Raw genomic sequence first — 25,959 nt, forward strand, 5'->3', positions numbered from 1 at the left:
AATGGTTCAAGTCCCACTTGAGTTCATCGAGCGCCTCACAGACGCGCTCTGCTATACCGCCTGACCCTCCTCAATGGCCAAAGTCGAGCTAAGGTTCAGCCGATGGTGGCGCGGAAGCAGACGGTGTACTTGGCACTGGGAACCAGCACGAAATTATTTGGATTGACCGTGACTCGGCCTGCAGCCAACACACCTTTATCGGCGTCGGCGGCAGAGGTGAGGAAGGTATCGCCGGTGGGATAGGTCACGCGAATATCTTTTCCTGCACCGTAAGCACCAACCTTAAAAGTGGTGTTGGCAGGCACGTTATCGCCGAAGCCGAGGTTGCCGAGGCCAACGTTACCGGTGTTGGTGGTGGTGATGCAGTACTCCAACACTTCGCCGGGTTTACCAGTGCCGGTGGTTCCGACAGGGCCGATAGGCGTACTAGAGATGTTCTGTACGGTCTTGGCAACAGTGGCAGCAGGAGTAGGCTTCACGCAGCCGAACAACTTGACGTCGTAGCCGAAGTCGTCGCCTACTTCGCCTGCTGCACTGCTGGATTTGAACACCAACTTGAAGGCCGTGATGCTCTTCACATCGGCAGGCAAGGTCAGCCACAGGCGCGAGAAGGTATAGCGGTTGATAGTCAACGTGGTGGCACCACCCACGAAGGTTGCGCCGTTTTCAGCCGTGCCACTGGCCTGACCGCTGTAGCCTGCTTCAGTGCGTAAGGTGGCATAAGAGGTGCCGTTCACGACAACTTGTAAGGTGCTGGCGTTACTGCCGGGGCCATAGCCGTTGTTGAAGTAGTAGCCGCCATCTATGACAAAGCGGTTGTTTGCTCCAGCAGCGGTATAGGTTTCAGCAGCTGGAATAAAGGTGGCGATGTTTTCTATGGTGGCGTTGTCGTTATCGTCGTACCGTCGCAAAACAGAAGACAAGAGGTTGACGGGTTGCCCGACAGCGCAGACCTGAATAGGGTCGGGACGAGCCGTCACCAGTGTGGTGTTTTCAGCGCACTGTTCGCCAAGGATGCAGGTCACTGGATCAGGCAAAGGCTGAGGATCGCTGCCGCCGCCAATGCTGGCGCGGTTGGTTAGAGAACCGGACGCTGAACCTGTGACCGTGACTGGGATAGTTAAGGTCACCGTGCCACCTTTGGGGATGACGTTGTTGGTCGTGCAGGTCAGGAGCTGCGCTTCATTCGGATCAGGTGCATAAGCTGTCGCCGTGGAATTTTGTTCGGCCTCACCGCTGTAACTGCAAATCCAGCCCGCAGCCGGAGAGAATCTGCTTGCCAACGCCGCACCGATGCCGCGTGGCAATTGATCGGTCAGGGTAATAAGGCCCGAAGTATCAGCGAACCCACTCAGGTTCTTCACGGTCAGCGTGTAGGTTGCGCCAGACTGAAAGGCTGCCCAAGGGCCGTTGCTGGCCTTGGTCACATTCAGCCTTGGGGGATCGCCTGCACAGATGTAGACCTGATCGGTATTGTTGACAGGATTGCTGTCTATTACTCCAGCGGGCGGGGTAATGTTGGACGTGCTCCTCAGTTGTGGATCTTCGGCGGTTACTTTGGCGGTGTAAGTCACGATAATATCGCTGCCCGCAGGGAACACAGGAATGGCAAAGTTAGGCAGTCCGGTGCCGATGGCAGCAGGACACTGTGCCCCGTTCTGACCGACACAACTCCACTGCACGTCTTCCAGGCCAGCCTCGGTCGTTTCTTTCAGTACAGCATTGTTGGCTGCGCTGGGGCCGTTATTGCTGGCGGTCAGGATGTATTTGACCCTCTGGCCCACATAGAACTTACCCTGAGCAGGGATCGGGCTATTAGACAGGTCGATGGTTTCGGTCACGGCCAGATCGGTGGTCTTGACCGTAGCCGTGTCGGTCGTTTGTGCAGAAGCGCCGCCTGCCAAGAGGGGCAAGGCAAGGGCGAGCACGGCCACAGATCGGCCTACAGTGCGGCCCAAGTGGGCAAAGCGTTCAGAAAAGTTCGTCATATCAGCGGCTCCCTTCCGGAGTGGTTCCTGTGGTCGGAGCGTAGGGGTCGGGCAAGGCAGGCTGGCCTACCACTGGGGCGGGGGTGCCGACTGCGACGCCGTTGGGCTGGCCGTCATCCAGCATCAGGTCGAGACGGAGGTACGCGCCCTGACGGGTGTAGATGTTGGTGCCGATGCCCTGAAAGCCCAGTGGGTTGTAGCCCAGCGTGACCCACGTGCCGGGGAGGGCGCGGTAGCTGCCTTCTACGCCCACGCTGAGGGCGCTGTAGCTGGTGGCAGGCTGCACGAGGGCGCGGGCGGCGAGGCCCAGACCCAAACGATCCGTGACGTAATAAGTGCCGCTGGCCGACGCCTGATAGGTGAGGCTGCCGGGGGTTGCCAGCAGCGCACGGGCGGCCACTCCACCGCGCACCGCAAACTGAGGCACGTGGTATTCGAGATTGGCTTCGGCAATCACTTCGGGTTTACCGCCCGACAGCACGCCGTCTTTGTAGCGCAGGTAGGCGAGGCCTTGCCACTGGCTGGCCCGCAGCGCACCCGACACGGCAAACGCGGTGCCACTTTCGGCGGCGGTTTGGGCAAACACGCGGGTGCCGTCGGCGCTGACCGTCCATTCGTCGTTCAGGCTGTAGGTGGCTCCGCCCTTCAGAACGGCGCGGAACTGGTTTCCGGTGTTGCTCACGTCGCCGCCAATGGTGGCGCTCAGGCGCTCTTCTTTGTAGCGCAGGCTGGCTCCGGCGTTCCAGCCGTCTGCGTCGCCCGCCAAGTCCATCACGTAGCTGCCGTTCAGGCCCAGCGACAGCTTGTCGGAGAGGGGCAGGGCGGTGTCTGCGCCGAAGCGGGCGCGGTTGCCTGCGCCGTCTGCGGTAGGCAGGTCGTAGTTGACGGCCAGATTGGTCATGCCCAGTTTGGCTTTCAGGCCCACCGAAGCGTTGTGGCCGACGCCCCACGTGTACACGTCTTGGGCTTCAGCCGTCACGTTTTCGATGACGGGCACGCTGGCTTTCAGGGTGGTAATGGTCGGCAGGTCGCCGCTGATGCCCTGTGCATGATCGAGGGTGACGCTGGTGCCGCCGCGTGCATAGCCCACGCTGCCCACCACGCCGAAGCCCTGCTGATCTCCGATGCCTGCCCGAATACCTGCACCCAGCGTGAACGGGGCGAAGGTGTAGAGGCCGCGCAGATCGGCGTAGCCGCCGCTGGCATCGTCGGCAGGATTGTTGTTGGTGTCGGCGTCGCGGTGGTAGGTGCCGCGTGCGTTCACGCCAAAGTTGTCGGTGAGTTTGTAGGTGGCGTCGGCAGCCACAGCCAGACCGGGTTTGACCCTGTTCAGGCCGGTGTAGCCGTCGCCCTGAAGGCGCACGCTGCCGCTGGCGCTGAAGCGGTCTGTTTGGGCGCTGGCCGTGCCGTTGAGCAGCAGACCCGATCCGGCGTAGGCGGCCAACACGTCGGCGCGGCTGGTGCCGTCGTCGTACTGGGCACGCGCTCCCACCGAGGTTACGCTGTCCATCTGAACCACGGCGGCCCCGACTTTCAGGTGATCACCGAGGCGGGAAGAGGCTTGCACGCCCCACGCCAACTGGCGCTCTCCGAGCGGATCGTTCAGGCGGTAAGACACGCGCACACGCACCTCGTTGCCGCGCTCATCGACGAGGTTCATGGGGCGCTGGAAAGACAGCACGCCCGCCGCCGGATCGAGGGTGTAATCGGTCATGCGGCGCAGGGTCTGAATCTGCTCGGCTCCGGTCAGGCGATCCAGCGTGACCAGTTCCACCGTTTCGCTGTCGGGTTGCAGGTCGCTGCTGCCCAACGTCAGGATGCGCGTGCCGTTGGCGGCAAAGGTTTTGGTGACCAAATCGGCGGGGAGTAAGGCCGCGAAGCCCGACACCTGCGGATTGCTGCGGGTAAAGCCGCTGAGCGCGGTGGGCGTGACGCCGACATTAAACACATCGACGGGTACGGCGGATTGGCGGTACTGCACATTAAAGGCGGGATGCTCGTAGCGGGCGGCAATGGGGTCGATGCCCTGCAATGGAATCTGCTCGCTGGAAGAATCGCCGTAAGTGGGGTAACGCTCCAGAGGGTTGGCGGTGGTGGGCAACTGAACGCCCAGATCGCGGGAAAAGGTCGTGCCCTGCCCGGTCACTGCGCCGCTGGCGGTCACGTACAACTTGCCGTCGCCAATCGGGGTCTCCAGGTAGCCATGCCCACGAGCTTCGCTGGCGATGGTGCCGCCCAAGTCGCCGCCCTGCTGCAAGATCGCGCCCACGCTGACCATGCCGATGCCCACGCGGGTTTTGCTGGGAACAGCTTCAAACGAGCGGCTGACTACTTTGTCACCCAACAGCAGACGCACCGTAAAGCTGGTGGGGGCACTGAGGGGTTCGAGTTCCAGTACACCCACGCCGTCGGTCAGCTTGACCTGATAGGAGCCGACACGCTTCTGGCTGTCGCCCTGCGTCACTTCGAGGTCGACTTGCACGGTCACGTTGGAACTGGCGGTGGTAATTCCGGCGGCGTCGGTGAGGCGGATGCCTACGCGCAGAGGAGTCGTGCCGTCAGCGACCAGTTGCTGGGGCGTAAACTGCGCCACCACCGGGCTGCCCGACAAGAACACCTTGACGCTCTGGGTGCCGTAAGTGATGGTGTTTTCGCCGGTTCGCAGCGGAATGCCGAAGTATTCCTGACGCTGGCTGGTCCCCGCAGGATCGACGACGGTTTTGCCGAGGGTGGCCGCGTCGATGGGCACGCCGTTGACGCTGGGCAAGGCCTTGTCGGTCACGTCGCCCTGCACCGCGATGGTAATCCGGTCACGGTCACGGAAGACTGCGCCCTCTAAGGGCAACTTCACTGCACCGTCGTTCTCCTGCGTGGCCGCCGCACTCTGGGCCAACGAGGTCAGGATAGTCAGGTCGTCGAGTTGACCGTCTCCGACCAAGACTTCGAGGCGGTCTTTGGCGTATTTGCCGATCAGGGTGGGGCTGGCGAGCGCGGGCAGATTGCCTTCATGCGTGACGCGGTAGGTCAGCACGCCGCTGGCTGCGCCGGGGGTCGTCCAGTAAAACTTGCCGCTGGGGCCGGTTTGGGGGTCGGAAATAGCCTTGCCGCTCAGGGTGCTGGTACCCGTCACGTACACCGAATCGGCGGGCGGCTGGTGCGCGATGACGATTTGGGTGGCCGCTTTGGGCGCGTTGAAGGGAATCCGCACGGTGCTTTCGCGGGCCATCGACACGACGGGCGTCGGGGCCACCACCACAGGCGGCGGGGTCTGTACGCCCAACACGCCGCCGACAGTTTGGCTGCTGGCGCAGTTGCTGGTCAGGGTGGCATTCAGTTGGCCTTCGGCTCCGGCGTCGCCACGCACGCGGGCGCGGTAGCTGAGTGTCTGCTCTTCGCCGGGTTTCAGCGTGCCGCTAAAGACCACCGGATCGAGGGCTTCCAGCGTTTCGCCGGGGGTATCGGTGAGGGTATAGGGGGCATCTACGGTGCTGGTGTTCTTGACCGTCAGGCTGACCGTAACCACTTCTCCGGCCAGGGTGGGGGCCAGAGGAGCGCGGCGCAGTTCGATTTGCGTGGCGGTGGGGAGCACCTTGACGCCGAGGGCCTGCGTTTTGTTCCACGGCAACAGGCTGGCGGTAAAGTCTCCGCTGCCTGCCGTATCGGCCTTGGCCTCGAAGGTCAGGACGCTGGGGTTGGCGGCGTCTACACGGGCGGTGGCGGTGGTTTCTCCGGCGGCGGTAAAGCCTGCGGGCAACTTGACGCGCAACTGGGCGGGCAAGGTCTGACGCTCGAATTCGGTGGTGGCGCGGGCCGTAAAGGTCACCACGTCGCCCACACACACCTCAGGCTTGTCGGCGGTAAAGGACAGCGCCACATCGGGCTTGACCTGCACCTTGACCTGCGCGGTTTCCTTCTTGACCACCGTGACGATTTCTTTGTCGACGGTGACGACTGCGCCCTTGATCGGCTCCACCTTGACCGGGTATTCCTTGGCGGGCACGGTCAGCGGGCCAACCGAGCCGTTCACGTTGTAGCTCTGGTCGCCTACCGTGACGGTGGCCTGCGTGGGCAGCACTTCATCGGGCAAGATCAGTTCGGCCAGCACTTCGAGGCGTCCGGTGGTGTCGGCCACCACAACTTTGATCGGGCCAGTGGTGAGTTCGAAGCCCACCGAGTTGGAATACTGGAAGGTTCCTTTGGGCTGGCGCAGGTACAAGGTGTAGTTGCCCTTTTCGGCAGGAACCTTGATGTCGTCCCACTGGAGCTGCCCGCTGACCTTCTGGGGGTACACGTTGCCCGCCGCGTCGCGCAGTTCGGCTTCCAGCTCGCCCGAACCGTCGCCGTCGTACATGCGGATGCCCATGTCGCCGCCGGGATTGACCACGTTCAGCGCGGGTACCCAGTCGTTAGACCGGATGGTGACGTTCAGGTGGTTGGCTTCGACGGCTGCACTGATGGAATTCAGGCGGAAGGCGAAGGTGTTTTTGCCGTTGCCCTCGGTGCGAACCCGCAAGGTGTAGTTTCCGGCAGGCAAGTCGGAATTCAGGAACGTTTGCCAATCTTGTGCGCCGATGCCGAAGTTCTGCTCTTTGACGACTTTGCCGCTGTCGTCGATCAGCGTAAAGGTGCTGGCGACAGGCGCTTTGGGGCGCTCGGTGGAGTAGTTCTCATCGCCGTAGTAGTCGTCGCTGCGGTAGTCCTTGGGATCAAACTGTGCGCCGTACACGTCGAGCTGCACGCGGGAACTCAGGCCCACCACCAGTTTCAGGTCTTGGTCGCCTACCGTCCACATCAGCTTGTTGCCGACGCTGGTCAGGGGCAAAGAAGTTGCGATTTCTTGGGCAACGGCTGTACTAAGCAGCGCCGCCGTTAGGGTTGTCAGAGCGCGTTTCACTCAGTACCTCCAGCTGGCCGTCGGGTCGGTGACGGCACCTTTGGAATCGCCAGCCCAGCGGAAGCGGTACGTGACCGCACGTTCTCCGGTGGGAAGCGTGTCGAAATTCAGGACGTTCTGGCCGTCTAGCAGCGCAGCGCCTACGGGCAATGGATCGGTGAGGGTGAAGGCGGGCAGGGCTGCGCTGGCCGACAGGATCAGTTGCACGCGGTACACCCCCGCTTCTTCGGTGGTAAAGACTTGCTTGCGAACGGTGAAGGCATTCTGGGCTTCGGGCAGGCCGCCACTGACGCGCAAGGTGGTATCGCGGATCACGGCGATGTCGCCGCCGTCTGGGGCCAACGGGAAATCGATGCTGGTGAGGTTCCGCACGTACACGAGGCGGCTGCCAGACAAGCCTGCATCCTGCGGCACGCTGAGATTCTGGGGAATGACGCTGTTGGGATCGAGGCGCACGGCCACCGTGCCTTCCATGACGTTGCCGAAGTGGTAGCGGCCTTCGAGGTCGGTGAGGGCGATCCGGCCATTGGCCAGAATCACGCGGGCGTTGGGGCAAGGCACGTCCAGCCCTTTGTCGTAGACACCGTCGCGGTCACGGTCAAGGAAGACGTAGCCCACGATGTCGGCGGTGCTGCGTCCAAAAATGGTCTTAGGATCGATTTTGGTCACGGTGCTGCTCGGAGGCGTCGGAATGTTGGACGCCTTATCGGGCGAGATGGCAACGGCAACGGCGCTGTTGCGAATTTCGGTGCCTGCTTCCGGGGTCACGAGGGCACGGAAACGGATTTCCGCGACTTGGCCCGCAGCGAGGCCGGGAATGCTCCAAACGTACTTGCGGCCCGATACGACGGGCGTAATGGCCGCGCCGTCCAGCGTGCTGCTGCCTTCCACGTACACCAAGCCTGTGGGGAGGTTATCGGTCACTTCGATCAGGGTCAGGTTGGCGGCGGTGCTCTTGTTGGTCACCGTAAAGGTGTAGGTAATTTCTTGGCCGTAAGAGACCAGTGCGGGCGTGCTGCTCTTGACGAGGGTCAGGTTGGCGGCGTCGAACACCGGGTTCTTGATGGGGTTAGAAGGCACGGGCGCAGGGATTTCGCTGCTAGCGACGGTAAAGATGTTCACGACACTTGCTCCGTCGGGGGTTCCGGCAGGCACGCGGGTCTTGAGGGTCAGGGTGAGGGTTTGTCCTGCGGCCACGCTGGGGAAGCGCCACACAGCTTCGGTGCCTTCCAGCACGCCGCCGTTATCGGCACTCACAAATTCCAGCGTATCGGTGCGGGTCAGCTTACCTGCGGCGTCTAGCACCTGAATGACTTTCAAGTTGTCTCGTACCACCGCGTTGGTCAGGGCAAAGCTCTGGGCGTTGGTAAAGGTCAGGGTGTAGGTCAGGTCTTGGCCTGCCTTCACGACTTTCAGGTCGCCTACGTCCACCGATTTCACGGGTTTCAGGCTATTGACGGCCAGCGTCAGGATGCTGTCGATGGTCTTGTTGTCGGCGGCTCCCATGCTGCTTTTTGCGGTCAGCTCTAGGCGCAGGGCTTCGGCGGGAACTGCGGTGCTGCCCACAGCCTTGGTTGGCGTCACGCACACCCGGAAATCGGCGGTGGCTTGCGGCGCAAGGTTAGGAATCTGGAACGGCTCGGTGATCGGCGTGCCATTGACCTGAGTAAAGCGGTAGGTGGCTTCTCCGATCAGCAGGCGGCCCGTGATGGTCAGGGTGTCGGCACGGTCACCGAGGTTTTGCACGGTCTGAACAAAGCAGACTTCCTGACCCAACACGGCCACGTCTTTCACTTGGAGGTCGTTGGCGCTCAGTTCGCCGCCGGTGAGGGCACGTGGGTTGCCCACTGGCCCCAGCGCAATTTCTGGGTTGTACTTCACGGTCACGTCGGCGGGGGCGTCTACCGTCTGGTCACCGCTGATGAGCGTGGCGATGTTGCGGCGCGTCCCCACTTCGGTCAGGGGCGCACGCAGGCGGAACGACAACACGGCGCTGGCGTTGGGCGCAAGGCTAGAAATCCGGCCCCGCAAGCCCGCCACAGGCACAGATTCGGTGGCTTGCCAAGCGCTGCCGTCGGGCGTGTATTCCACTTTGCCGAGGGCCGCACCCTGCGCGTCAAGGAGGCGGGCGCTGCCAGTGATGAAGGTGAAATCCTTCATGGCGGTGGTGTTGATCATGTCGGTGATCAGGACTTCGCGGGAAGCGCCTGCACCCGTATTGCGGGCCGTAATGGTTACGGTGGTGTCTTGGCCGGGGTTCAGGCTGGGGGGCGAAAAGGATTTGGTGACGGTCAGGGTGGGTGGCTCGCCAACGGTGACGCGGGCCACGTTATTGTCGTCGCGCTCGCCTGCCGTCCCTGTGATGTTGGTGGTACAAGAGCCGATCAGGTTCAGGAAGGCGGTTCCGCGTGCAGCCGTCGTCGTGGACACCCGCACCAGCACCTCTGCGCTTTGGTCGGCGGCCAGCGTGATCTGCGTGGCGGCGGGTTCGTTGGCGTCGATGATGCCGTTGCCGTTCGCGTCGATGTGCAGGCTCAGGTCGCCGGGGGTAAACTGGGAGGTCGTGTCGGTGGCGACTTGCAGCCCTAGCGTGTTGCTGGCGTTGCCCGTGTTGGCTACCGTGTAGCGCAGCACCGCGCCTTCTCCGGGCAGCAAGCTGTAGCTTTGGCCGGGTGCAGCAAGCGTGCCGTTGGGCAGCACACTGACAGAGCAGATGGGCAGCACGGTGGTTTCTACCGGAGTAGACGGGATAACAACCGGGGGCTGGCCGGGGGTGGGCGAAAATTCGAGGAATGCTTGGTTCTGGATGACGGTTCCAGCGGGCGTGCCAGCGGCAAACGCGGAACTAGAAAGGGCCAGCGCCAAGGCTGCCAGCGTATTGAGCACAAAGGGTTTTCGCACGGTGCCTCCCGGAAATGGACTGAAGAGTCTGATCTTCCGAAGTGTTGAGAAGTGTTTGGAAATGTTTGGAAAAAGAAGTCTGATGTTGTGTGGAACTGCTTGGAGTGGAGACAAAGGAAGCCAGTGGCGGCGAGTGGGCGGGAAGGGCGCACCCCACCAAGTAGGCAGGGTGCGCCGAGGAAAGGCTTAGTTCACCTTGACGGTAAAGGTGGCCGTGATGCTCTTGCCCGAGGGCAGGATGTCGGCGGTGGTGATGTTGCCGTCATTGTTGCTGTCGAGGCCCGCGTACACGGTAGGGCCAGCGGCAGGAGCAGTGGCGCTCCAGTTGGTGCCGTTGCTGCTGTACAAGATGGCGCCCGCAGCGTCGCTAATGGCGCTCCAGCTACCGAAGGTGGTGTTGGCAGGCACGGTGTCTTTCACGAACGCCTTGGTGATGTTGGCGTTGCTGGTGTTCTTGCCGACGATGGTGTAGGTCAGCACTTGGCCGGGCTTGGCTTCTTTCAAGTCAACGGTCTTGACAGGAGTTGCCACAGGCGTCGGGTTGATGGTCACGGTGTCGTTGATATCCGGCACAGTCACTTTGGTGATGGGCGAAGTGGCCGTCTGGTTCAGTACGATGGTCTGGGCAGCAGCGTCACAAGGAATAGCCAGCGCAGCAATCAGCTTGACTTCGGCACCGGGGGCGATCAGGCCCGTGTCGGGGATGCTGTCGGTGTCGTCGGTGGTGTCGGTCAACAAGGTGTCGCCGCCGTCAATCGCTCCGTTGCCGTTCACGTCGCGGTAGTAGACCACTGGGGTGGTCACGATGGTGCCGCTGGTGAGCTTGATAGGAGCCGTGCCCGTGATGTTGTACAGGTCGGGCATGTTGCCGAGGTTGGCGACTTCCATGGCGAAGTAGCTGGTAACCGTGGTAATGCACTGAGGGGTGCCGGGGATGACGGGGGTGCCGCCGGGGGTGATGGTTGGGGGCGTGCCAACCTGAATAGGCGTGGGGTCGCCGCCGGGGGTGCCGGGGGTAGGATCACCGAACGAAACTTTGGGCAACAGCACGATGTCTTTGGTGGTGTCGCTCTTGGTGGTGTCGTTGCTGCTGGTGGTGGTCACGACAATCGTAGGCTTGTCGGTGGGCGTTACGGGCGGGGTGCCAGCGGGGAACTTGACTTCGACCAGAATGTCGACGGTGCCGCCGGGTTGCAGGGTGCCAACATCGGGCTTGCCGTCGCCGTCGGTGTCAGGCAACACGGGGCCTTTGCTGCCGTCGGGGTTCTTGACGTACACGATCACGGTTGCGCCGGGGAAGTTCTCCGCAACGGTGGTGATCTCGAACACGTCGGGGCGGTTGCCGTTGTTCTGCACCGTATTAGTGAAGGTGACAACGGTGGTGGTGACGGTCACGGGGGCTTCCTGTGTATCGGTAGCCGTAGGCACGATGGTTACGGGCACAGGATCGGTGGAGGGGTAGGCAGGCGTTACAGGTGCGCCGTTGCCGTCAGGATCGCTCTTCGGCCCAATCACGCCAGCGTCGGTGCGCTTGACCGTAACGGTGTTGTAGTTGTCGTTGTCGATAGGCTGCACAAAGCCAGCAGCGGGTTCGAGGCCAGCGCCCGTGTTGGGATTACGCGTACCGAAGGGATCGGCACCGATCTTGTCGCCCTCTGCGGTAACTGTAGGCACGGTGTAGACCTGGAAGAACAGCTTTTTCTCGTCAATAGCTACGCCCGTGATGGTGGTAATGGGTGCGCTAGCGGCGATTTCAGCGGGGCTTAGCTTACCGCTGTTATCAGTGTCAGCGCTGACAGGGTAGTAGCGCACGTCAGAAGGCTTGGCCGCACCGTTCAGGCTGTCGGTCAGGGTAGTCAGGCCGTAGTTTTCGTTGGGCACGTTGCCGGTGTTGGTCAGCGTGTACAGGAATTGGGCCGTGTCGCCGGGGCGCAGCGTGTCCGTCAGCAAGGCGTTCTCGGTCACGAACGTGGGGCCAGTCGCACCCAAATCGTTAGGCGTGATGGTAAAGCTAGGCACGGGCAACACTTTGGTATCAACGGGGTTGGAAGGCACCGTGGTGGCAGGAGGAGGCGTCGTACCGGTAGGCACTTCAGGCGTAAATACAATCTCGGCGATGTTGGTGATGACGGTACCAGCGGTGGTGCCAGCGGCGGAAGCGGTGCCCAAAGCGAGGGCTGCCAGCATAGAAATGAATGACCAAGACTTCTTCATGTGTTCTCCTGTGTACTGCTCGTAATTCTTGACTTAAGGGCTAACTGGCAAAACAAATGAACCGTTGCAAATGAACTGCACCAAATGAGTTGCCGAACAAAAACTGCTGAACGGCGAATTTACTATTTGACTTTCACGCGGAAGCTGAGCTTCAACGATTCGTCCTTCTTGAGGGTGGCAACTGTCCAGCGCACGTTGGTGTACGTGTTGGTGGGTGCAGCAACCTGCTTGGTCACGCTTTTGCCGTTTTCGGTCACCGTGACCGTGCGGGTAGGCGTGGCGGCGTAGGTTTTGCCGTTGTCTACGGAATACAGCAGCTTCCAACGCTCGTTGCCGGGCGTGGCCTGCCCACTGAACTCGGTGCCTTTGGGCACAGGAATGCCCACGTACACAGTGTTCAGCGCCTTGCCACTGATGTTGGTCACAGTGACTTCTTCACGCAGGATGTCGTTGGGCAACACCGTTTTGGGGGCCAGCACCACTTGCTCGGTGGTTTTGCCGTCTACGGTGGTGGTTTTGATCAAATCCTGCGCCAGCACGAACTTGATGGCTTTGTTGACCGTGCCGCTGCTAGCTGGGGCGGAGGTGGCCGGGGTGGTCTGTGCGCCTGCCATGACCGTGAGGCCGAGCAGCAAAGTGGTTGTCAAAACTGGGGTGTATTTCAAGGTGGAGTCCTCCGAGGGGAAAAAAAAGACCGACAGGTGTGGAAAAATCCACAGTTCTGTCGGTCGCGCCACTCGCTCCGCACCTGGCAGGCGCCCGTATAGGCCAGGTGGTTCATCGCTCCGGAACAACTAGTTGTATGTCGAAAACTTCACAAGCTCCGCAGCGGGTAGCCAAGTCGTTCTGACATCCTTGTCACAAAACGTGGCAAGGGGCCAAGTCCGATGAGTAATCAGTGAGCGTGCTATGATAACTGACACGCCGGTATGAAATATCTCACGTCCTAGCCGAACAGTATCATCCCGGTCAGGAAGGGCGTTGTCAAACCCCCAAACGGCCTGTAGACGCTTTAGCGACGGGTGTGCCACTCCCCCCATCGAATAAATCTATTTCCTCTATGAATCTGTTGAACAAGTACCGACTATCGTGCGGGCCGGGGCTGGCCTCCGGGTGGTACTGCACCGAAAACACCGGATAGCGCGTGTGGGCCATCCCTTCTAGAGTCCCATCATTTAAATTGATGTGCGTGGCGACGAAAGCCCCGTTGGGAATGGATTCGAGGTCAACTGCATAGCCGTGATTTTGTGAGGTAATTTCTACGGTATTGGTTAAGAGGTTCTTAACGGGCTGATTGCCGCCTCGGTGACCAAATTTCATCTTGAATGTCTTGCCGCCTGCCGCGAGACCCAGAATTTGATGGCCCAAGCAAATGCCGAAAGTAGGCAGCAGGCCCATCAGTTCCCACGCGGCTTTGTGGGCGTATTCCAGCGGGGCGGGATCGCCGGGGCCGTTGCTGAGAAACAGGCCGTGTGGCTGAAGTGCCATGATCTGCGCCGGGGTAGTGTGCGCCGGAACCACGATAGGTTCGATGCCCACCTCGGCCAGCCGCTCGATGATGGTGTGTTTGATGCCGAAATCCATGAGCACCACGCGCTTGCCGCTGCGGAGGGTGGGGAAGGCATAGGGCAAAGCGGTCGTCACTTCACGGGTCATATCGAAGCCGTCTATGTCTTGGTGGCCCTGTGCGCGGCGTACATATACCTGTTCTTCGGCAGGCGTAAATTCGCCGTAAGAGTCCTCTGGGTGGGTGTAAGAGCGGTGGGCGATGACGCCCTTGACCACGCCGCCCGAACGCAGACGGCGCACCAGCGCCCGCGTATCGATGCCCTGAATAGACACGACGCCGTACTGCTGCATAAACGCCTCTAGAGACTGCTGGGCGCGGTGGTTGCTGTACGTCCCCGAAAACTCGCGGGAAATGAAGCCGCGCACATACGGCTTATTGGATTCCATGTCGTAGATGGCGACACCGTAGTTGCCCACGTGCGGGTAGGTAATAGTCACGATTTGCCCGTTGTAGCTGGGGTCGGTCATGATTTCCTGATACCCGGTCATGGAGGTGTTGAACACCACTTCGCCCACCGTTTCGCCCCGGTGTCCGTAGGCGTAGCCCCGGTAGACCGTGCCGTCTTCTAGGGCCAGAATCGCCCGTTCCTTTTTCAACATGCTGATTAAACTCATGCTTGGCCTCCTCCATTCGCGCCTCTCTGGACGCAGTTCATGGCGCGTGGTGCATCATAGCTGGCCTCAGCTGGGGCAAAGCAAGCCATATAGACACTCACGCGCCGGGGATGTTGTATTCATGCAAGCCAGCAAAAAGGCTGCCTGACCACAATGCAGTCTGGACAGCCTTTTCGGTTACCGCGCCCATTGCTGGGGCGTATTTTAATGCATCAGTAGTGAATACGGAAGGCCGAGCTTACGAGTCGGCCTTCCCAAACGCTCACCAGTTGAATTTGACGTTGGATTTGCTGACGATCAGGTTGCTGCTGACACTGGTCTGAGAAGTCATGCCGTCGTAGCGGTTGATCAGGTCGGTCAGGACAGTGCCCACCGGCTTGAACATTTCTGACATCCCTCCCTGCATGTCTTCCAAATCTGCGATTTCTTCCTCGGTCATGCCTTCGGTATCGGCCTCATCCAACGTTGCGGCGGGCAGGGCATTGGCAAACACACCCATCACCTGTTCCTCGGTCACGTCGGCGGGGTTGCGGGCGTACATCCAGCCTGCCGAACCCTGAGCCTTGAGATTGGCGGCCTTGAAGTCGGCGTCTTCGGCCAGCACAGAGGTATCTTCGGCCAAAGCGGCGTTAAGGGCCGTTTGGCTGTAGGCCGTAATCAGGTAGCCGTCCCGGAAGGCGTAAACCATCTTCAGGTCGGCCAGCACGTCAGTCAGATTGGAAACGCCGCTCAGTGCGCCCATCATGCCCATGCCCACACCCGAGGGGAGTTCGTCCATGCCCAGATCTGTCAAACCGCCTGCATTCTTGATCAGGCCGTCCAGACTCTTGGCGACGCCTGCAATCGCCATATTCACTGCTTCTGCATATTCAGGCATATGGGCTTCGGCGGCGTCCAGATCGGACACGCGCTGATAGGTCACGCTGTAATCGAGACTGCTGAGGGGGTTGGCGGCGTCGAAGCCTGCGGCCTGTGCGCCGTCCAGAGTGACTTGGGCGCATTCCTTGTCGAGGTACTGCGCCGAACGCTCCAGGTGGCTGGCAAGCTGGCTGTCGGTCAGGAAGCCCACCGGGTCAAGCAGATCGACGCGGGTAATCCAGCGGGCGGCGTAGGCGTTGCTTTCGGGGGCGCACGCGCTGGCCGTGACGGTCTCGGCAGTGGCCGGAATGATGTCCTGCACGGCAAAATCGGTAGTGGTGGTCAGAATGCGGCTCAGAGGCTTGTCTTTGCCTTCCGTGTTGACTGCGTGCGCCGATTGCCCGGTCAGGCCCGCCGCTGTGGTGGTAAATCCTGCCGAATACTGGCCCAACGTATCTACGGCGTCCACGATGGGCGACAGCAGGCGGGGTAGGAAAAAGCGTGAAAACTGGCTGCGGGCCACTTTGGCTGCCGCCGAAAAGTTGACGAAGAACGAGAGTTCCTGTGCGCCCTTCGCAGTGGTGGGAGCGGTGTAGGCCGCCGAGTTCAGCAGGCGCGGGGCAGTGCTTCCGCTGAGGCGTCCCAAGTAGTTCATCAGCAGGGTTTTGTTGCTGGACATATACACGAGGCCCTGAGACTGCCCCACGAACAGGCTGCCGTCACGCGAAAAGGAGTACAGGCCGACTTTTGCGCCGGGCTTGTCGGGCAGCATTTCACTCAGCATCTCGTTGGACAGTTCATCGGTACGGGAGACAGCCAGTACGTGCAGATCGAAGGGTTTGCCGGGTGCGCCAACGGTAAACACGCCCAGTGCGCCTTCTTTGCCCAACGAACCTTTCAGGATCTGCTGAAATCCGGTGAGCGTATCGGTCATGTCGGCCACATCGGGAGAGTCTTCGCCTACGGTTTCGGCCACTTGCCCCACCAGACCAAACAGGCGGTCAACGGCCCCGCCCGCGTTCCTGCTTTCCAACGTGAGTAGCGCCCCAGCGGGCATATTTTGGGCAAGCGTGGCAGCCTGCGCCCCCGAACCGAGGGCGGCAAGCAACAATGTCAGCGAGAGCGTTTTCTTCATAGCCCTATCTTAGCGGTCAGTCAGGTGGGATGAGCGGGCAAATTGGCCTACTCCCCACGTCAGGTGAGGACTTGATTAGCCCAGATGCTTGAGGGCTTCCCGCCGCGCCAGTCCGGTCAGACCCAGTGTTTGGACTGCCGACAGCACCCACGCCGGATCGGTTTTGGCGTACTCGCGTAAGGCCCAGCCAATCGCCTTCTGAAGAAAGAATTCGCGCTCGTGCTGCACGGCCCGGATGGTGTCTAGAAGCAAATCGGTGTCGGTGTTTGTCTTGGCCTTCAGTTGCGCCAATACCGCCGCCCGCCTTGTCCAGAGATGGGGGCTGACCCGCCATAATTCCACCCGCTCGCGCCGTTGCTCCGCGTTTGCAAAAGCCCCAGCCAGCAAAGGCGACAACGAATCCAACACGTCCCAATGATCGGCAGCAGGCAACAGGCCTTCCAAAAAGGGCAGGTCGGCAGGGCGGGGGCGACTGGCGGCCAACACGTCCAGCACCGCGTACCGCTCTTCGCGGAACTCGCCTGCCCACAAGTCCAGTGAGGCAGCAAAGCGCACAGCCCGGTCAGGCTCCAGCTTCAGCGCCGCCCGCACCACCTCGCGCCGCGCCGGAGTCTGCACGCCTAGAAACGGTTGAATGCCCTTCATATAGGCGAACATGACGGGCGCGAGGGCAGGATTGGCCCGGTCATGCAAACCCAGCCGAATCCTGCCCGCCAGATCGGTCAACTCAATTCTCTGTACATCGCAATCTCGTTGCAATTTTCAAAGAAAGCGCAGCGTTGGCATTCGCTCCAGACTTTGGGGTGCAGGTTGGTCTTATCTATTCGCACGAAGCCGCACTTTTCAAAGAATCCCTGCTGATAAGTCCATGCGAACAGAGCAGGCAACGCGATTTCCCGCGCTTCCTGTTCACAGGCTTCCACCAGTTTTTTGCCCAGCCCGCGCCCCTGCATGGCCGGATGAATGGCGAGGCCGCGCACTTCGGCCAAGTCGGGGGCCAGCATGTGCAGGCCGCACACACCCGCCAAGCCGCCGGGATGCCCCGCGTGTGGTTCGGCCAAGTACAGGTGAAAATCACGGATGGTTTCGGCCAGCAGCGCCCGCGAACGCACCAGCATCAGCCCACGCGCCGCCCAGTAGCCGATCAGTTCGTGAATGGCGTCTATGTCGCTGAGGCGGGCCTTGCGGGTGCTGAGAGGGGCGTCGGGGTGCAGGTCTGGAACGGCGATGGAGTCTAGAGAGAGGGTCATAGGTGGCCCCCAAGACTAGAGCTAGATCGTGGATCGTGGATCGTGGAAAAAGATTCAGTGCTGACTCCAATCCACGATCCACCCTCTACGTTCCCCTTTACGCTTTGCTTGCGCCCGTATCCAGTGCCCGCATCCATGTCGTTCCGCCGGGGCGCTCGCTTTTGGCTTTGTAGGCCTGAATTTGCGGCGCGTTGGGCAAGTCGCCCATCACCACAGCCAGCGGCACCTGCGTAAACCCGAAGGTGCCCCAGTCGCCGCCCTTGCTGAACATGTAGATGGCCCGGTCTCCGCGTCCCTGTGCGTATTCCACAGCACTCATGACCAAGCGCCTGCCCAGCCCGCCGCCCCGCGCTGTGGGCAAAATGGCCGCTCCACGCAGCAAGGAGGCCGTGTCGCCGTGTTCCAGCCCGATGGCTCCCACTGGCTGCCCGCCGCGCTCCGCAACCCAGTAGGTAGTTCCTTCGGCCAGCGCCGCTTCGGTACTCAGGCCCGCTTCTTCCATCACGCGCACGATGGTGTCTTTGTCTTGGGCATTGGCGAGACGAATTTGAACAGATGAGTCGGTCATGGTGAATGCCTCCAGTTAGGGGAATGAACGGTGCGGCGGGGAAGCTTGCAAGGGCGTCCGGGTCGCTTGGGTTTTGCGTGGCGACAGCATAGCGCACTGCGCCGATTTGGGAACGCTCCCATGTGCGAACAAGACTTAGATTCACGTGCTGTGTCACTGCCCCGCGTTCTCCTGCTGCACGAGTTCTAGTTTCCATGCCTGTTCTTCATGAATCCAGCCCCGGCACAGGCCGCTCTTAACCTGCGGCGCGTCACTCAGGGCTGCCGACAACTCATTGCCGCTGGTTGGCACAAAGCCGAAGCGCTGCCAATAATCGCCCGCCTCCTGACTGAACAGATAGACCGTATGGTCGCCGCGCAAACTGGCCTGCGTGAGTGCGCTGCGAACGAGGGCGCGGCCCAAGCCCTGAGAACGCGAGTCGGGCAGCACGGCAGTGGAGCGGATCAGGGACACGCCCTGCCCATGCTCCAGGCCGATGCAGCCGCCGGGAACGCCGTTCAGGTCGGCAATCCAGTAGGTGCTGCCTTCGGGTGTGAGGCTGGACGTATGCATACCGCAGCGGGTCAGCAACTCCAGAATCACGGGAAAATCGGCGGGGAGGGCTTCACGCAACTTCACATGCTGCTGGGTCAGGGGAAGAACGGCGGGAATGGTGGTCAGTTCAGTGGCAGTCATGGGCACTCCTTCAGGGGCAGATTCAGAGATGGGCGCGAGTTCGGCGGGGGCGGATGCTTCAGCCAACTGTCGTCGTCGCTCCTGCTCCTGTGCTTGGCTGCTCGCCACTTGCCGGAAAAACCAGCGCAGGCCCACGCCCGCCGCTGTATCGGTAGTCCAACGAGGAATGACGTGCAGGTGTACGTGTGGGATGTGTTGCCCGCCCGCTGGGTTCACGTTCCAGCCGACTGTGTAGCCGTCCGGTTGTACGGTGGCGTCAAGGTGCGCCTTCAGGTCGGCCAACAGTGCGTGGGTAGCAGCGGCTTCAGCGGGTGTCAGGTCAAACACGGTGGCACAGGGGCGTTTGGTCACGATCAGGCCGGAATAGGGCAGGCCGTCCGTATAACGGCTGTCATACGTGTACACGCACAGGTCATTTTCCAGCATGACTTCACCACGCTCAAACTCGGCACGGTTCAGCAACAGATTCTCTGCCGGATTCGCCAAATGGTGCGCCCATTCCTGCTGCCGCTTGCCTAGCAACGTGCCGTCCAGCCTGACCGTGACATCCATCATCAGCCTTCTAGCTTCTTCTTGGCATCGGCTACCGCTTCCCGCACCCGCTCTGGGGCAGTGCCGCCGTAGCTGGCGCGATTTTTCACGCTTTCCTCTACGGTCAGGTTTTGGGCCACTTCGGCGTTCAGGAGCGGGTGGGCGGCCTTCAGTTCGGTGTCGGTCAGTTCCCACAATTGGCGGTTAGAGCGGGAAGCGATGCCCACCAATCCGCCCACCACCTCATGCGCCTCGCGGAAGGGGACGCCTTGCCGGGCCAAGTAGTCGGCCACATCGGTTGCCGTGCTGTAGCCCCGTGCCGCTGCCGCTTTGGTTTGTTCGGCGTGCCACACGGTCTTGGGCATCATATCGGCATACAGGCGCAGCACGATGCTGAGGGTGTCATAGCTATCGAAGACGCCCTCTTTGTCTTCCTGCAAATCTTTGTTGTAGGCCAGTGGCGTGCCCTTCACCACCGTCAGCAGGCCCATCAGGTTGCCGAACACGCGCCCCGCCTTGCCGCGTGCCAATTCGGACACGTCCGGATTTTTCTTTTGGGGCATGATGCTGGAGCCTGTGGTGTGCGAATCGGGCAGGGTGATAAAGCCGAATTCAAAGGTGGAATACAAGATCAATTCTTCCGACAGGCGTGACAAATGGGCGCTGAGAATGGCACAGGCGCTCAGGAATTCCAGCGCAAAATCTCGGCTGCCCACGCCGTCTAGGGAATTGGCGGTGGGACGGGCAAAACCGAGGGCGGCGGCGGTAGCGTGACGGTCTATGGGCCAAGGCGTGCCTGCCAGTGCCGAACTGCCCAGCGGGGATTCGTCCATGCGCTCGGCGGCGTCGCGCAAACGGCCTTCATCGCGCTCCAGCATGGCGACGTAGGCCATGAACCAGTGCGCCAGAAAAATCGGTTGGGCCACCTGCAAATGCGTGTATCCCGGCAAAATTACCCTAGCTTGCAGGTGCTTGTCGGCCTCGGCCAGCATCACGGCCCGCAGCGCCCGCGTTTTGTCGGCCAAATCCAGCGCCGCTTCTTTGGTAAACAGCCGGAAATCCACCGCCACCTGATCGTTGCGGCTGCGGGCCGTGTGCAGCTTGCCCGCCACCGGGCCAATTCGGTCACGCAGCGCGGCTTCCACGTTCATATGCACGTCTTCGCGGTCTAGTCGCCATTCAAAGGTTCCGGCGCGAATGTCAGCCAACACGTCGTTCAGGCCGTCTGTAATCTGCGCGACTTCGGTAGCGTCCAGAATGCCCACGCTGCCCAGCATCGCCACATGCGCCAAACTGCCGCGAATATCCTGCTCGGCTAGCCTCTGGTCGAAGCCAACGGAAGCATTGAACAGTTCCACGAGGCCATCGGTGGCTTCGGCAAAACGGCCACCCCAGAGCTTTTTAGGTTGGGTTGTCTTGGTCATAAAAAAACCTCTGTTGTTGTGGAAATAACGGGCTTCACCAGCACCACTGGCGCAGGACTCTGCGGGCTGGCGTGGGCATACACTGCCGCCGAATCCTGCCTATATCCCAGCCGTTCGTAGAAAGGGATGACTTCTAAATTGAATTGCGAAACGGCCAACAGCACGCGCTCAAACCCCTGCTCTGTCGCCAACTCTTCCACCGCCCCTACCAGCGCCGCGCCGACGCCCTGACCCCGTGCGTCCGGCAAGGTGGCGAGTTTATTCAGCGTCAGCGTGTGCGAACCATCGGGGCGAAAGCCGACGCAGCCCACCGCTTCCGCGCCTGCCCAAGCCAAGAACCCGCCCGCGCCGACGCCGAACAAGGAACGTTCCAAGTCGGCAACGGTGGTGCGGCTCCAACTAGAGCGGGAATCCATGCCCGCCGCCATCATCACGGTATGAAACGTGGGCAATTCGGCGCGGGTGACGGGGCGCAGGCTGTAAGTCATGGCAAGACCAATTCCATTTCAGAGTTAGACCGGAAGCCCAGCCGTTCATAGATCGGGCGTCCGGCTTCGCTGGCGTGCAGGGAGACGACATGCACACCGCGCAGGGCGCACTCCGCCAGCATTTCTTCTATTAAAAACTGGGCCAATCCTTTGCCCCGGTGCGGCGGCTGCACGTACACATTCAGGATGTAGGCCCGCGTCTGCTCGGTGGTGTCTGGATTGGGCGGCCAGTCTCGCCACAGCAGTCCTGCTCCGGCCACCACTTCGCCCTCTGATTCCACCAAGAACCCTTCGTACAAGCCCGTTTGCAGCATGCGCCGATGCCAACCCAGCGCGGCAGTATGCACTTGCTGAAGCTTGTGGGGGTCTTTGCCCATATCTACAAACATGGCGTCGCGCTGGGTCTGAATCAGCGGCGCGTCGGCAGGCGTGGCCCGGCGCAGGGTATACCCGGCAGGCAACCTCATGCGCCCGTGCGCTCCCAAATCTGGTTCAGATGATGCATCTGATGGGCCACGTAATCCTCGGCCAGAAAACCCAGCGTGACGGCCTCTCCCCCACCCACACGCACGGTACGGGCCAGCGCAGGCGGCGGCAGGTGCGCGATGATGTGCGCCAACTGGAGTTGATAAGCCGCCCACAGCGACACCAGATCGGCCCAAGCCCGCGCCCCATACGCGCCCGCCGCTACCCAGTCGTTCTGGGCGTAACCGGGCAATTCTAGGCCGTCCCGCACGCTGGCCCGAACAAAACGGGCATGGTTATTCACGCCGCTGTCGATCAGGTGGCCCAACACTTCTTTTGCGCTCCACACGTCAGGCGCGGCTTTTGCGCTGGCCTGCGCGTCGGTCAGGGCTTGCAGACGGGGCAGGGTGTGGGCCACCAGATCAGTCAGCGTCATGCGGTCAGTCCTTCTTGGCGGCTTTGGCTTCCACCCGCGCCTGCACGCGCATTCTCAGGGCGTTCAGCTTGATAAAGGCTCCGGCGTCGTGCTGGTTGTAGTCGCCGCCCGCTTCAAAGCTCACGAGGTCTTTGTCGTACAGGCTCTTGGGGGCTTTGCGGCCCACCACAATGCAGTTGCCCTTGTACAGCTTCAGGCGGGCGGTTCCGGTGACGCTCTGGGCCACGTGATCCATGTAGACCTGCAGCGCCTCGCGTTCGGGCGCAAACCAGAAGCCGTTGTAGACCAACTCGGCGTACTTGGGGGCCAAAGCGTCGCGCTGGTGCAGCACTTCGCGGTCAAGCGTCAGGCTTTCCACGGCGCGGCGGGCGTGGTACAGCAGCGTGCCGCCGGGGGTTTCGTACACGCCGCGAGACTTCATGCCCACAAAGCGGTTTTCCACCAGGTCAAGGCGGCCAATGCCGTGCCTGCCGCCAATTTCGTTAGCTTTGGTCAGCAGGGCAGCCGGGCTGAGGTGCTCGCCGTTGATCGCCACCGGATCGCCGTTCAGGAATTCCACTTCCACGTATTCCGCCTCGTCGGGGGCGGCTTCGGGGGCCACCGTCAGCTTGAACATATGGGCGGGTGGCTCCGTCCAAGGGTCTTCCAAAATGCCGCCTTCATAAGAGATATGCAGCATGTTAGCGTCGGTACTCCACGGGTCTTTTTTGGTGGTGGGCACAGGAATACCGTGTTCGTGGGCAAAGGCTTCTAGGTCAGCGCGTCCCTGAAACTCCCAGTCTCGCCAAGGAGCCACCGTCACGATGTCGGGTTGCAGGGCATAGGCCGTCATTTCAAAGCGCACCTGATCGTTGCCCTTGCCCGTCGCGCCGTGAGACACCGCCACCGCGCCTTCCTTCTGGGCAATTTCCACCATCTTTTTGGCAATCAGTGGGCGGGCGATAGACGTGCCGAGCAGGTAGTAGCCTTCATACAGGGCGGACGAGCGGAACATGGCGAACACGTAATCGCGCACGAATTCTTCTCGCAAATCCAGCGCGTAGGCGGCCACCGCGCCCGTATTCAGCGCCTTCACGCGAGCCTCTTCCACCTCGTCGCCCTGCCCCAAATCGGCGGTAAAGCACACCACATCGTAATTGCGCTCGGTTTGCAGCCACTTCAGGATGATGGAGGTATCGAGGCCGCCCGAATAGGCGAGGACGATCTTTTGTTTGGGGGCAGGATCTTGGGTCATGGCTTATTGTCTCCGGTTTGGGGCAAGGCGGGGGCGAGGTTGTTGGGGCGGGCAGCACACAAAGCCCCGGCGCAAGGCGTCCGGCCAATCCTAAATTCAGGAAGGCCGGGGCTTCAGCGTCGGGGGGAAAGGGAGGTCATAGCGTATGGTTATGCGCTTTTAACGCATAGGTATGCAGAGCGTAGCAGGCGTGGGGGTGGGGGTCAAGCCGAACGCTGGGGCAAAACTGAAAAAGACCGCACGGGGCGGCCTCTTCGGGAAAGAAGAACTGGCTTAGCGGAGCTTGTAGTTTGCACCGAAGCGGACGCCGAAGCCGAGGCCGATATGTGCGCCGCCGCCGCCCAAGATCACGGTGGGGCCAGCCGAAGCTTCTGCAAAGGCGCTCCACTGATCGGTGAATGCGTGGTTTGCACCGCCCAACACGTTGGGGGAAAGCGAGAACACCGCTGCCGACGAGCTGCCCGTCGTAGCGAATACGGTGCCCAAGCCCAAGCCGCCGCCGTAGTAGGGCTGGAATGCGCCGGTTGTGGCTGGAGCGGTGTGGCGCAAGTAAGACACGTCGCCAGACAGGGCGATGACGCCGCCCGAACCGAACAGGCCAACGAGGGGCAAGCCCACGCCTACACGGTAAGAATCGGTGGCGTTGATGTCTTTTTCGTACTGGCCGCCGACCAGAAAGAAACCGACTTTTTCAGCCGCAGTGGCGGTAGAGACAGCCGACAGAGCGGCGAGGATAGACAAGCCCAGAAGCGTTTTATTCACCCCAGCACTGTAGCGGTCTTCATGAAGAAGGTGAGGAAGAGTTGCCCAGATGGAGTGTTAAGTTGTCTAGATACAGCGACATGACCTAAACAAAAAACCGCCCCACATGCAGCAGGGCGGCTAATTCAGAACTTGAACTTAAGGCAGTTGGTAGTTCAGGCCGATGCGTGCGCCGAAGCCGAAACCGATGCCCGTGCCGGCGCTGGAAATGCGGACGCTGGGGCCAGCCGAGCCTTCCACGAAGACCGAGATGGGATCTGCCACTTGAAACTTGAGGCCGAGAATGCCGTTGGGGTACACGGTCACGCCGGTGGGGTTGCCCAACGAAACGTATGCGCCGAGGCCGAGGCCGTAGTAGGGGCTGAGGCCGCCCAAATCCTGACCGGTGATGTCGTTCAGGTAAGCCACGTCGCCGCCGAGGGCCAGTGCGCCGCCACGGAACAGGTTAATAGCGTCGAGGTTCAGACCGTACCGGACAGCCGAAGCCGCGTCAAGGTCGTTCTGGAGGTGAACCGTCAGGCCTGTGCCGATAGAGCCACCAACGTAAGTGGCAGCCGAAGCAGAGGAAGCGGCAGCGAGTAATGCAAGTCCGATCAGAGCCTTCTTCATAAACGCAAGTGTAACGTTGCTCGCCATCGTGTGAAAGCCGGGAACCTTTACAAAGTCTGTACCTTTTGGCGACAAGTTCAAGCTGGGGTCTGCACTGCGTACTGGCTCAGGCTGTCTAGCGCCCGCTCTATTTCAGGTTGGGATTTGCAGAAGGCGAAGCGCAATAAGCCCTCTGGCGCAGCGTGTTGGGCATAAAAAGCCGCGCCGGGAATGACGGCCACACCTGCTTCTTTTACTAAGGTTTGGGCCGTCCAGTGGGGATGGCGAGCGGTAAGAAAATACGTGCCACTGGGCAAAAACACGGTGGCCCCCAACTCGCGCAGACCCGACGCCAACAGGTTCATGCGCCCGCCGTAGCCCGCCCGCAGCCCCGCATAAAACCCAGATTCGCGGGCCACCGGAAGTGCCGCTGCCACCGCCACTTGAAACGGCGTGGGCGCACAAAAAGACCCGTTCTGGCGAATGGCCGCCAGCATAGGCGCAAGCCCCGGCGGGCAGGCGATCCAGCCCACGCGCCAGCCGGTAGCCTCTAGGCGTTTGCCTGCGCTGCCCACCGTGAACGTGCGTTCGGGGGCCAACGTTCGAAAAGATGTGGGCTTGTCTCCGAAATAGAGTTCGTCGTACACCTCGTCGCTGATGATCCAGAGATCGTGGGCGCGGGCGAGAGCCACCAATTCGGCACACTCGGCGGGGCTAAAGACTGTGCCAGTGGGATTGAAGGGGCTGTTGAGCAAGATTGCCCGCGTCTGGGGCGTCACGGCGGCTTTGAGGGCGTCCATGTCCAGCGTCCAGCCAGAAACGTCGTCTAGGCGCATGGGCACGGTTACAGGTCTGGCCCCCGACAACCGCGCTTGAGGCAGATACACGTCGAACACAGGCTCCAGCATCATCACCTCATCACCCGCCCCATACAGCGACAGGGCCAGCACATTCAGCGCCTCCGTCGCGCCCGATGTGACCACCACATCTGCGCCGTCTACACCCAAATCTGCGCCAATCGCGTCGCGCAAGATGGGCAGACCTGCCGGGGGCGCGTACTGATCCCAGCGCCCCAGCGCACCCCGCGCCGCATCCAGCAAGAAGGCCGGGGGCGGGTCGGACGGGAATCCCTGCCCCAAGTTCACCGCGCCGTGTTGCAGGGCGAGGCGGCTCATCTGGGAAAAAATACTTTCCGAAGAAGCGCGGGCGCGGGGCAAGAGTTCGGGCATAGGTGCAGTCTGGGCGTAAGCGGAGCGGCGGCGGGCGGGGTGGTTCAGACAAGGGGGGGATTGGAGGGAGAGATTACGGGTGAACCCCCCGTTGCTGGCGCAACGCCCCCCTTAGAGGTGGGAACAACTGCTTTT

Annotated in this window: 19 protein-coding genes and 1 riboswitch; all 19 genes read right to left on the reverse strand. The window is 61.3% G+C overall.

The window, feature by feature from the left end; all coding sequences use genetic code 11:
• Positions 1 to 95: 95 nt before the first annotated feature.
• The 19 genes from E7T06_RS17025 to E7T06_RS17120 all read right to left on the reverse strand — a co-directional run bounded on the left by E7T06_RS17025 (position 96) and on the right by E7T06_RS17120 (position 25,824).
• A complete protein-coding gene (locus E7T06_RS17025; RefSeq protein ID WP_136366964.1) occupies positions 96 to 1,988 on the reverse strand; it encodes a DUF11 domain-containing protein in 1,893 nt (630 codons plus the stop codon).
• Position 1,989: 1 nt separating this feature from the next.
• Positions 1,990 to 6,882: a porin family protein gene (locus E7T06_RS17030; RefSeq protein ID WP_240741128.1), complete on the reverse strand. Its 4,893-nt coding sequence runs from the start codon at positions 6,880 to 6,882 to the stop codon at positions 1,990 to 1,992.
• Positions 6,883 to 9,783: a DUF11 domain-containing protein gene (locus E7T06_RS17035; protein WP_240741129.1), complete on the reverse strand. Its 2,901-nt coding sequence runs from the start codon at positions 9,781 to 9,783 to the stop codon at positions 6,883 to 6,885.
• 186 nt (positions 9,784 to 9,969) lie between these two features.
• Positions 9,970 to 11,997: a DUF11 domain-containing protein gene (locus E7T06_RS17040; protein WP_136366965.1), complete on the reverse strand. Its 2,028-nt coding sequence runs from the start codon at positions 11,995 to 11,997 to the stop codon at positions 9,970 to 9,972.
• Positions 11,998 to 12,119: 122 nt separating this feature from the next.
• Entirely contained in the window at positions 12,120 to 12,644 is a 525-nt protein-coding gene (locus E7T06_RS17045) for a hypothetical protein (RefSeq protein ID WP_136366966.1), read from the reverse strand.
• A 66-nt stretch (positions 12,645 to 12,710) separates the two neighbouring features.
• Positions 12,711 to 12,794: riboswitch (cyclic di-GMP riboswitch) on the reverse strand.
• A gap of 187 nt (positions 12,795 to 12,981) precedes the next feature.
• A complete protein-coding gene (gene carA, locus E7T06_RS17050; protein ID WP_136366991.1) occupies positions 12,982 to 14,166 on the reverse strand; it encodes a glutamine-hydrolyzing carbamoyl-phosphate synthase small subunit in 1,185 nt (394 codons plus the stop codon).
• Between the two features lie 277 nt (positions 14,167 to 14,443).
• Positions 14,444 to 16,174, reverse strand: coding sequence for a hypothetical protein (locus E7T06_RS17055; protein WP_136366967.1), 1,731 nt, complete (start codon positions 16,172 to 16,174; stop codon positions 14,444 to 14,446).
• A 75-nt stretch (positions 16,175 to 16,249) separates the two neighbouring features.
• Entirely contained in the window at positions 16,250 to 16,900 is a 651-nt protein-coding gene (locus E7T06_RS17060; RefSeq protein ID WP_136366968.1) for a DNA alkylation repair protein, read from the reverse strand.
• Positions 16,897 to 17,424 (reverse strand): N-acetyltransferase, encoded by a 528-nt coding sequence (locus E7T06_RS17065; protein WP_136366969.1) that lies wholly within the window; start codon positions 17,422 to 17,424, stop codon positions 16,897 to 16,899. Before E7T06_RS17065 ends, E7T06_RS17060 begins: the two co-directional genes overlap by 4 nt.
• Positions 17,425 to 17,521: 97 nt before the next feature.
• On the reverse strand, positions 17,522 to 17,992 hold the full coding sequence (locus E7T06_RS17070) for a GNAT family N-acetyltransferase (RefSeq protein WP_136366970.1): 471 nt from the start codon (positions 17,990 to 17,992) through the stop codon (positions 17,522 to 17,524).
• Positions 17,993 to 18,145: 153 nt separating this feature from the next.
• Entirely contained in the window at positions 18,146 to 19,222 is a 1,077-nt protein-coding gene (locus E7T06_RS21920) for a GNAT family N-acetyltransferase (protein ID WP_240741130.1), read from the reverse strand.
• On the reverse strand, positions 19,222 to 20,622 hold the full coding sequence (argH, locus tag E7T06_RS17085) for an argininosuccinate lyase (RefSeq protein ID WP_136366971.1): 1,401 nt from the start codon (positions 20,620 to 20,622) through the stop codon (positions 19,222 to 19,224). Before argH ends, E7T06_RS21920 begins: the two co-directional genes overlap by 1 nt.
• Positions 20,619 to 21,110, reverse strand: coding sequence for a GNAT family N-acetyltransferase (locus E7T06_RS17090; protein WP_136366972.1), 492 nt, complete (start codon positions 21,108 to 21,110; stop codon positions 20,619 to 20,621). Before E7T06_RS17090 ends, argH begins: the two co-directional genes overlap by 4 nt.
• A complete protein-coding gene (locus E7T06_RS17095) occupies positions 21,107 to 21,577 on the reverse strand; it encodes a GNAT family N-acetyltransferase (protein ID WP_136366973.1) in 471 nt (156 codons plus the stop codon). Before E7T06_RS17095 ends, E7T06_RS17090 begins: the two co-directional genes overlap by 4 nt.
• Complete coding sequence (locus E7T06_RS17100) at positions 21,574 to 22,011, reverse strand: DinB family protein (RefSeq protein WP_136366974.1); 438 nt, start codon at positions 22,009 to 22,011, stop codon at positions 21,574 to 21,576. The genes E7T06_RS17095 and E7T06_RS17100 overlap by 4 nt, the downstream gene beginning before the upstream one ends.
• Positions 22,012 to 22,015: 4 nt before the next feature.
• Positions 22,016 to 23,245, reverse strand: a complete 1,230-nt coding sequence (locus E7T06_RS17105) for an argininosuccinate synthase (protein WP_136366975.1) — start codon at positions 23,243 to 23,245, stop codon at positions 22,016 to 22,018.
• A gap of 273 nt (positions 23,246 to 23,518) precedes the next feature.
• The gene (locus E7T06_RS17110; RefSeq protein WP_240741131.1) at positions 23,519 to 24,007 is read right to left on the reverse strand and encodes a hypothetical protein; all 489 of its coding nucleotides are present in this window, start codon (positions 24,005 to 24,007) and stop codon (positions 23,519 to 23,521) included.
• A 138-nt stretch (positions 24,008 to 24,145) separates the two neighbouring features.
• The gene (locus tag E7T06_RS17115; protein WP_240741132.1) at positions 24,146 to 24,616 is read right to left on the reverse strand and encodes a hypothetical protein; all 471 of its coding nucleotides are present in this window, start codon (positions 24,614 to 24,616) and stop codon (positions 24,146 to 24,148) included.
• A 77-nt stretch (positions 24,617 to 24,693) separates the two neighbouring features.
• A complete protein-coding gene (locus E7T06_RS17120) occupies positions 24,694 to 25,824 on the reverse strand; it encodes an aminotransferase class I/II-fold pyridoxal phosphate-dependent enzyme (RefSeq protein ID WP_136366976.1) in 1,131 nt (376 codons plus the stop codon).
• Positions 25,825 to 25,959: the final 135 nt, after the last annotated feature.

It is taken from the genome of Deinococcus sp. Arct2-2 (assembly GCF_004801315.1).
Lineage (GTDB): Bacteria > Deinococcota > Deinococci > Deinococcales > Deinococcaceae > Deinococcus.

Bases quoted from the DNA above. Each gene is read 5' to 3' on its own strand.
- E7T06_RS17105 (WP_136366975.1), bottom strand. From the start codon at position 23,245: ATGACCCAAGATCCTGCCCCCAAACAAAAGATCGTCCTCGCCTATTCG.
- argH (WP_136366971.1), bottom strand. From the start codon at position 20,622: ATGACCAAGACAACCCAACCTAAAAAGCTCTGGGGTGGCCGTTTTGCC.
- E7T06_RS17070 (WP_136366970.1), bottom strand. From the start codon at position 17,992: ATGACCGACTCATCTGTTCAAATTCGTCTCGCCAATGCCCAAGACAAA.
- E7T06_RS17065 (WP_136366969.1), bottom strand. From the start codon at position 17,424: ATGACCCTCTCTCTAGACTCCATCGCCGTTCCAGACCTGCACCCCGAC.
- carA (WP_136366991.1), bottom strand. From the start codon at position 14,166: ATGTTGAAAAAGGAACGGGCGATTCTGGCCCTAGAAGACGGCACGGTC.
- E7T06_RS17040 (WP_136366965.1), bottom strand. From the start codon at position 11,997: ATGAAGAAGTCTTGGTCATTCATTTCTATGCTGGCAGCCCTCGCTTTG.
- E7T06_RS17115 (WP_240741132.1), bottom strand. From the start codon at position 24,616: ATGAAGAAGGCTCTGATCGGACTTGCATTACTCGCTGCCGCTTCCTCT.
- E7T06_RS17025 (WP_136366964.1), bottom strand. From the start codon at position 1,988: ATGACGAACTTTTCTGAACGCTTTGCCCACTTGGGCCGCACTGTAGGC.
- E7T06_RS17055 (WP_136366967.1), bottom strand. From the start codon at position 16,174: ATGAAGAAAACGCTCTCGCTGACATTGTTGCTTGCCGCCCTCGGTTCG.
- E7T06_RS17090 (WP_136366972.1), bottom strand. From the start codon at position 21,110: ATGACTTACAGCCTGCGCCCCGTCACCCGCGCCGAATTGCCCACGTTT.
- E7T06_RS17095 (WP_136366973.1), bottom strand. From the start codon at position 21,577: ATGAGGTTGCCTGCCGGGTATACCCTGCGCCGGGCCACGCCTGCCGAC.
- E7T06_RS17120 (WP_136366976.1), bottom strand. From the start codon at position 25,824: ATGCCCGAACTCTTGCCCCGCGCCCGCGCTTCTTCGGAAAGTATTTTT.
- E7T06_RS17100 (WP_136366974.1), bottom strand. From the start codon at position 22,011: ATGACGCTGACTGATCTGGTGGCCCACACCCTGCCCCGTCTGCAAGCC.
- E7T06_RS21920 (WP_240741130.1), bottom strand. From the start codon at position 19,222: ATGATGGATGTCACGGTCAGGCTGGACGGCACGTTGCTAGGCAAGCGG.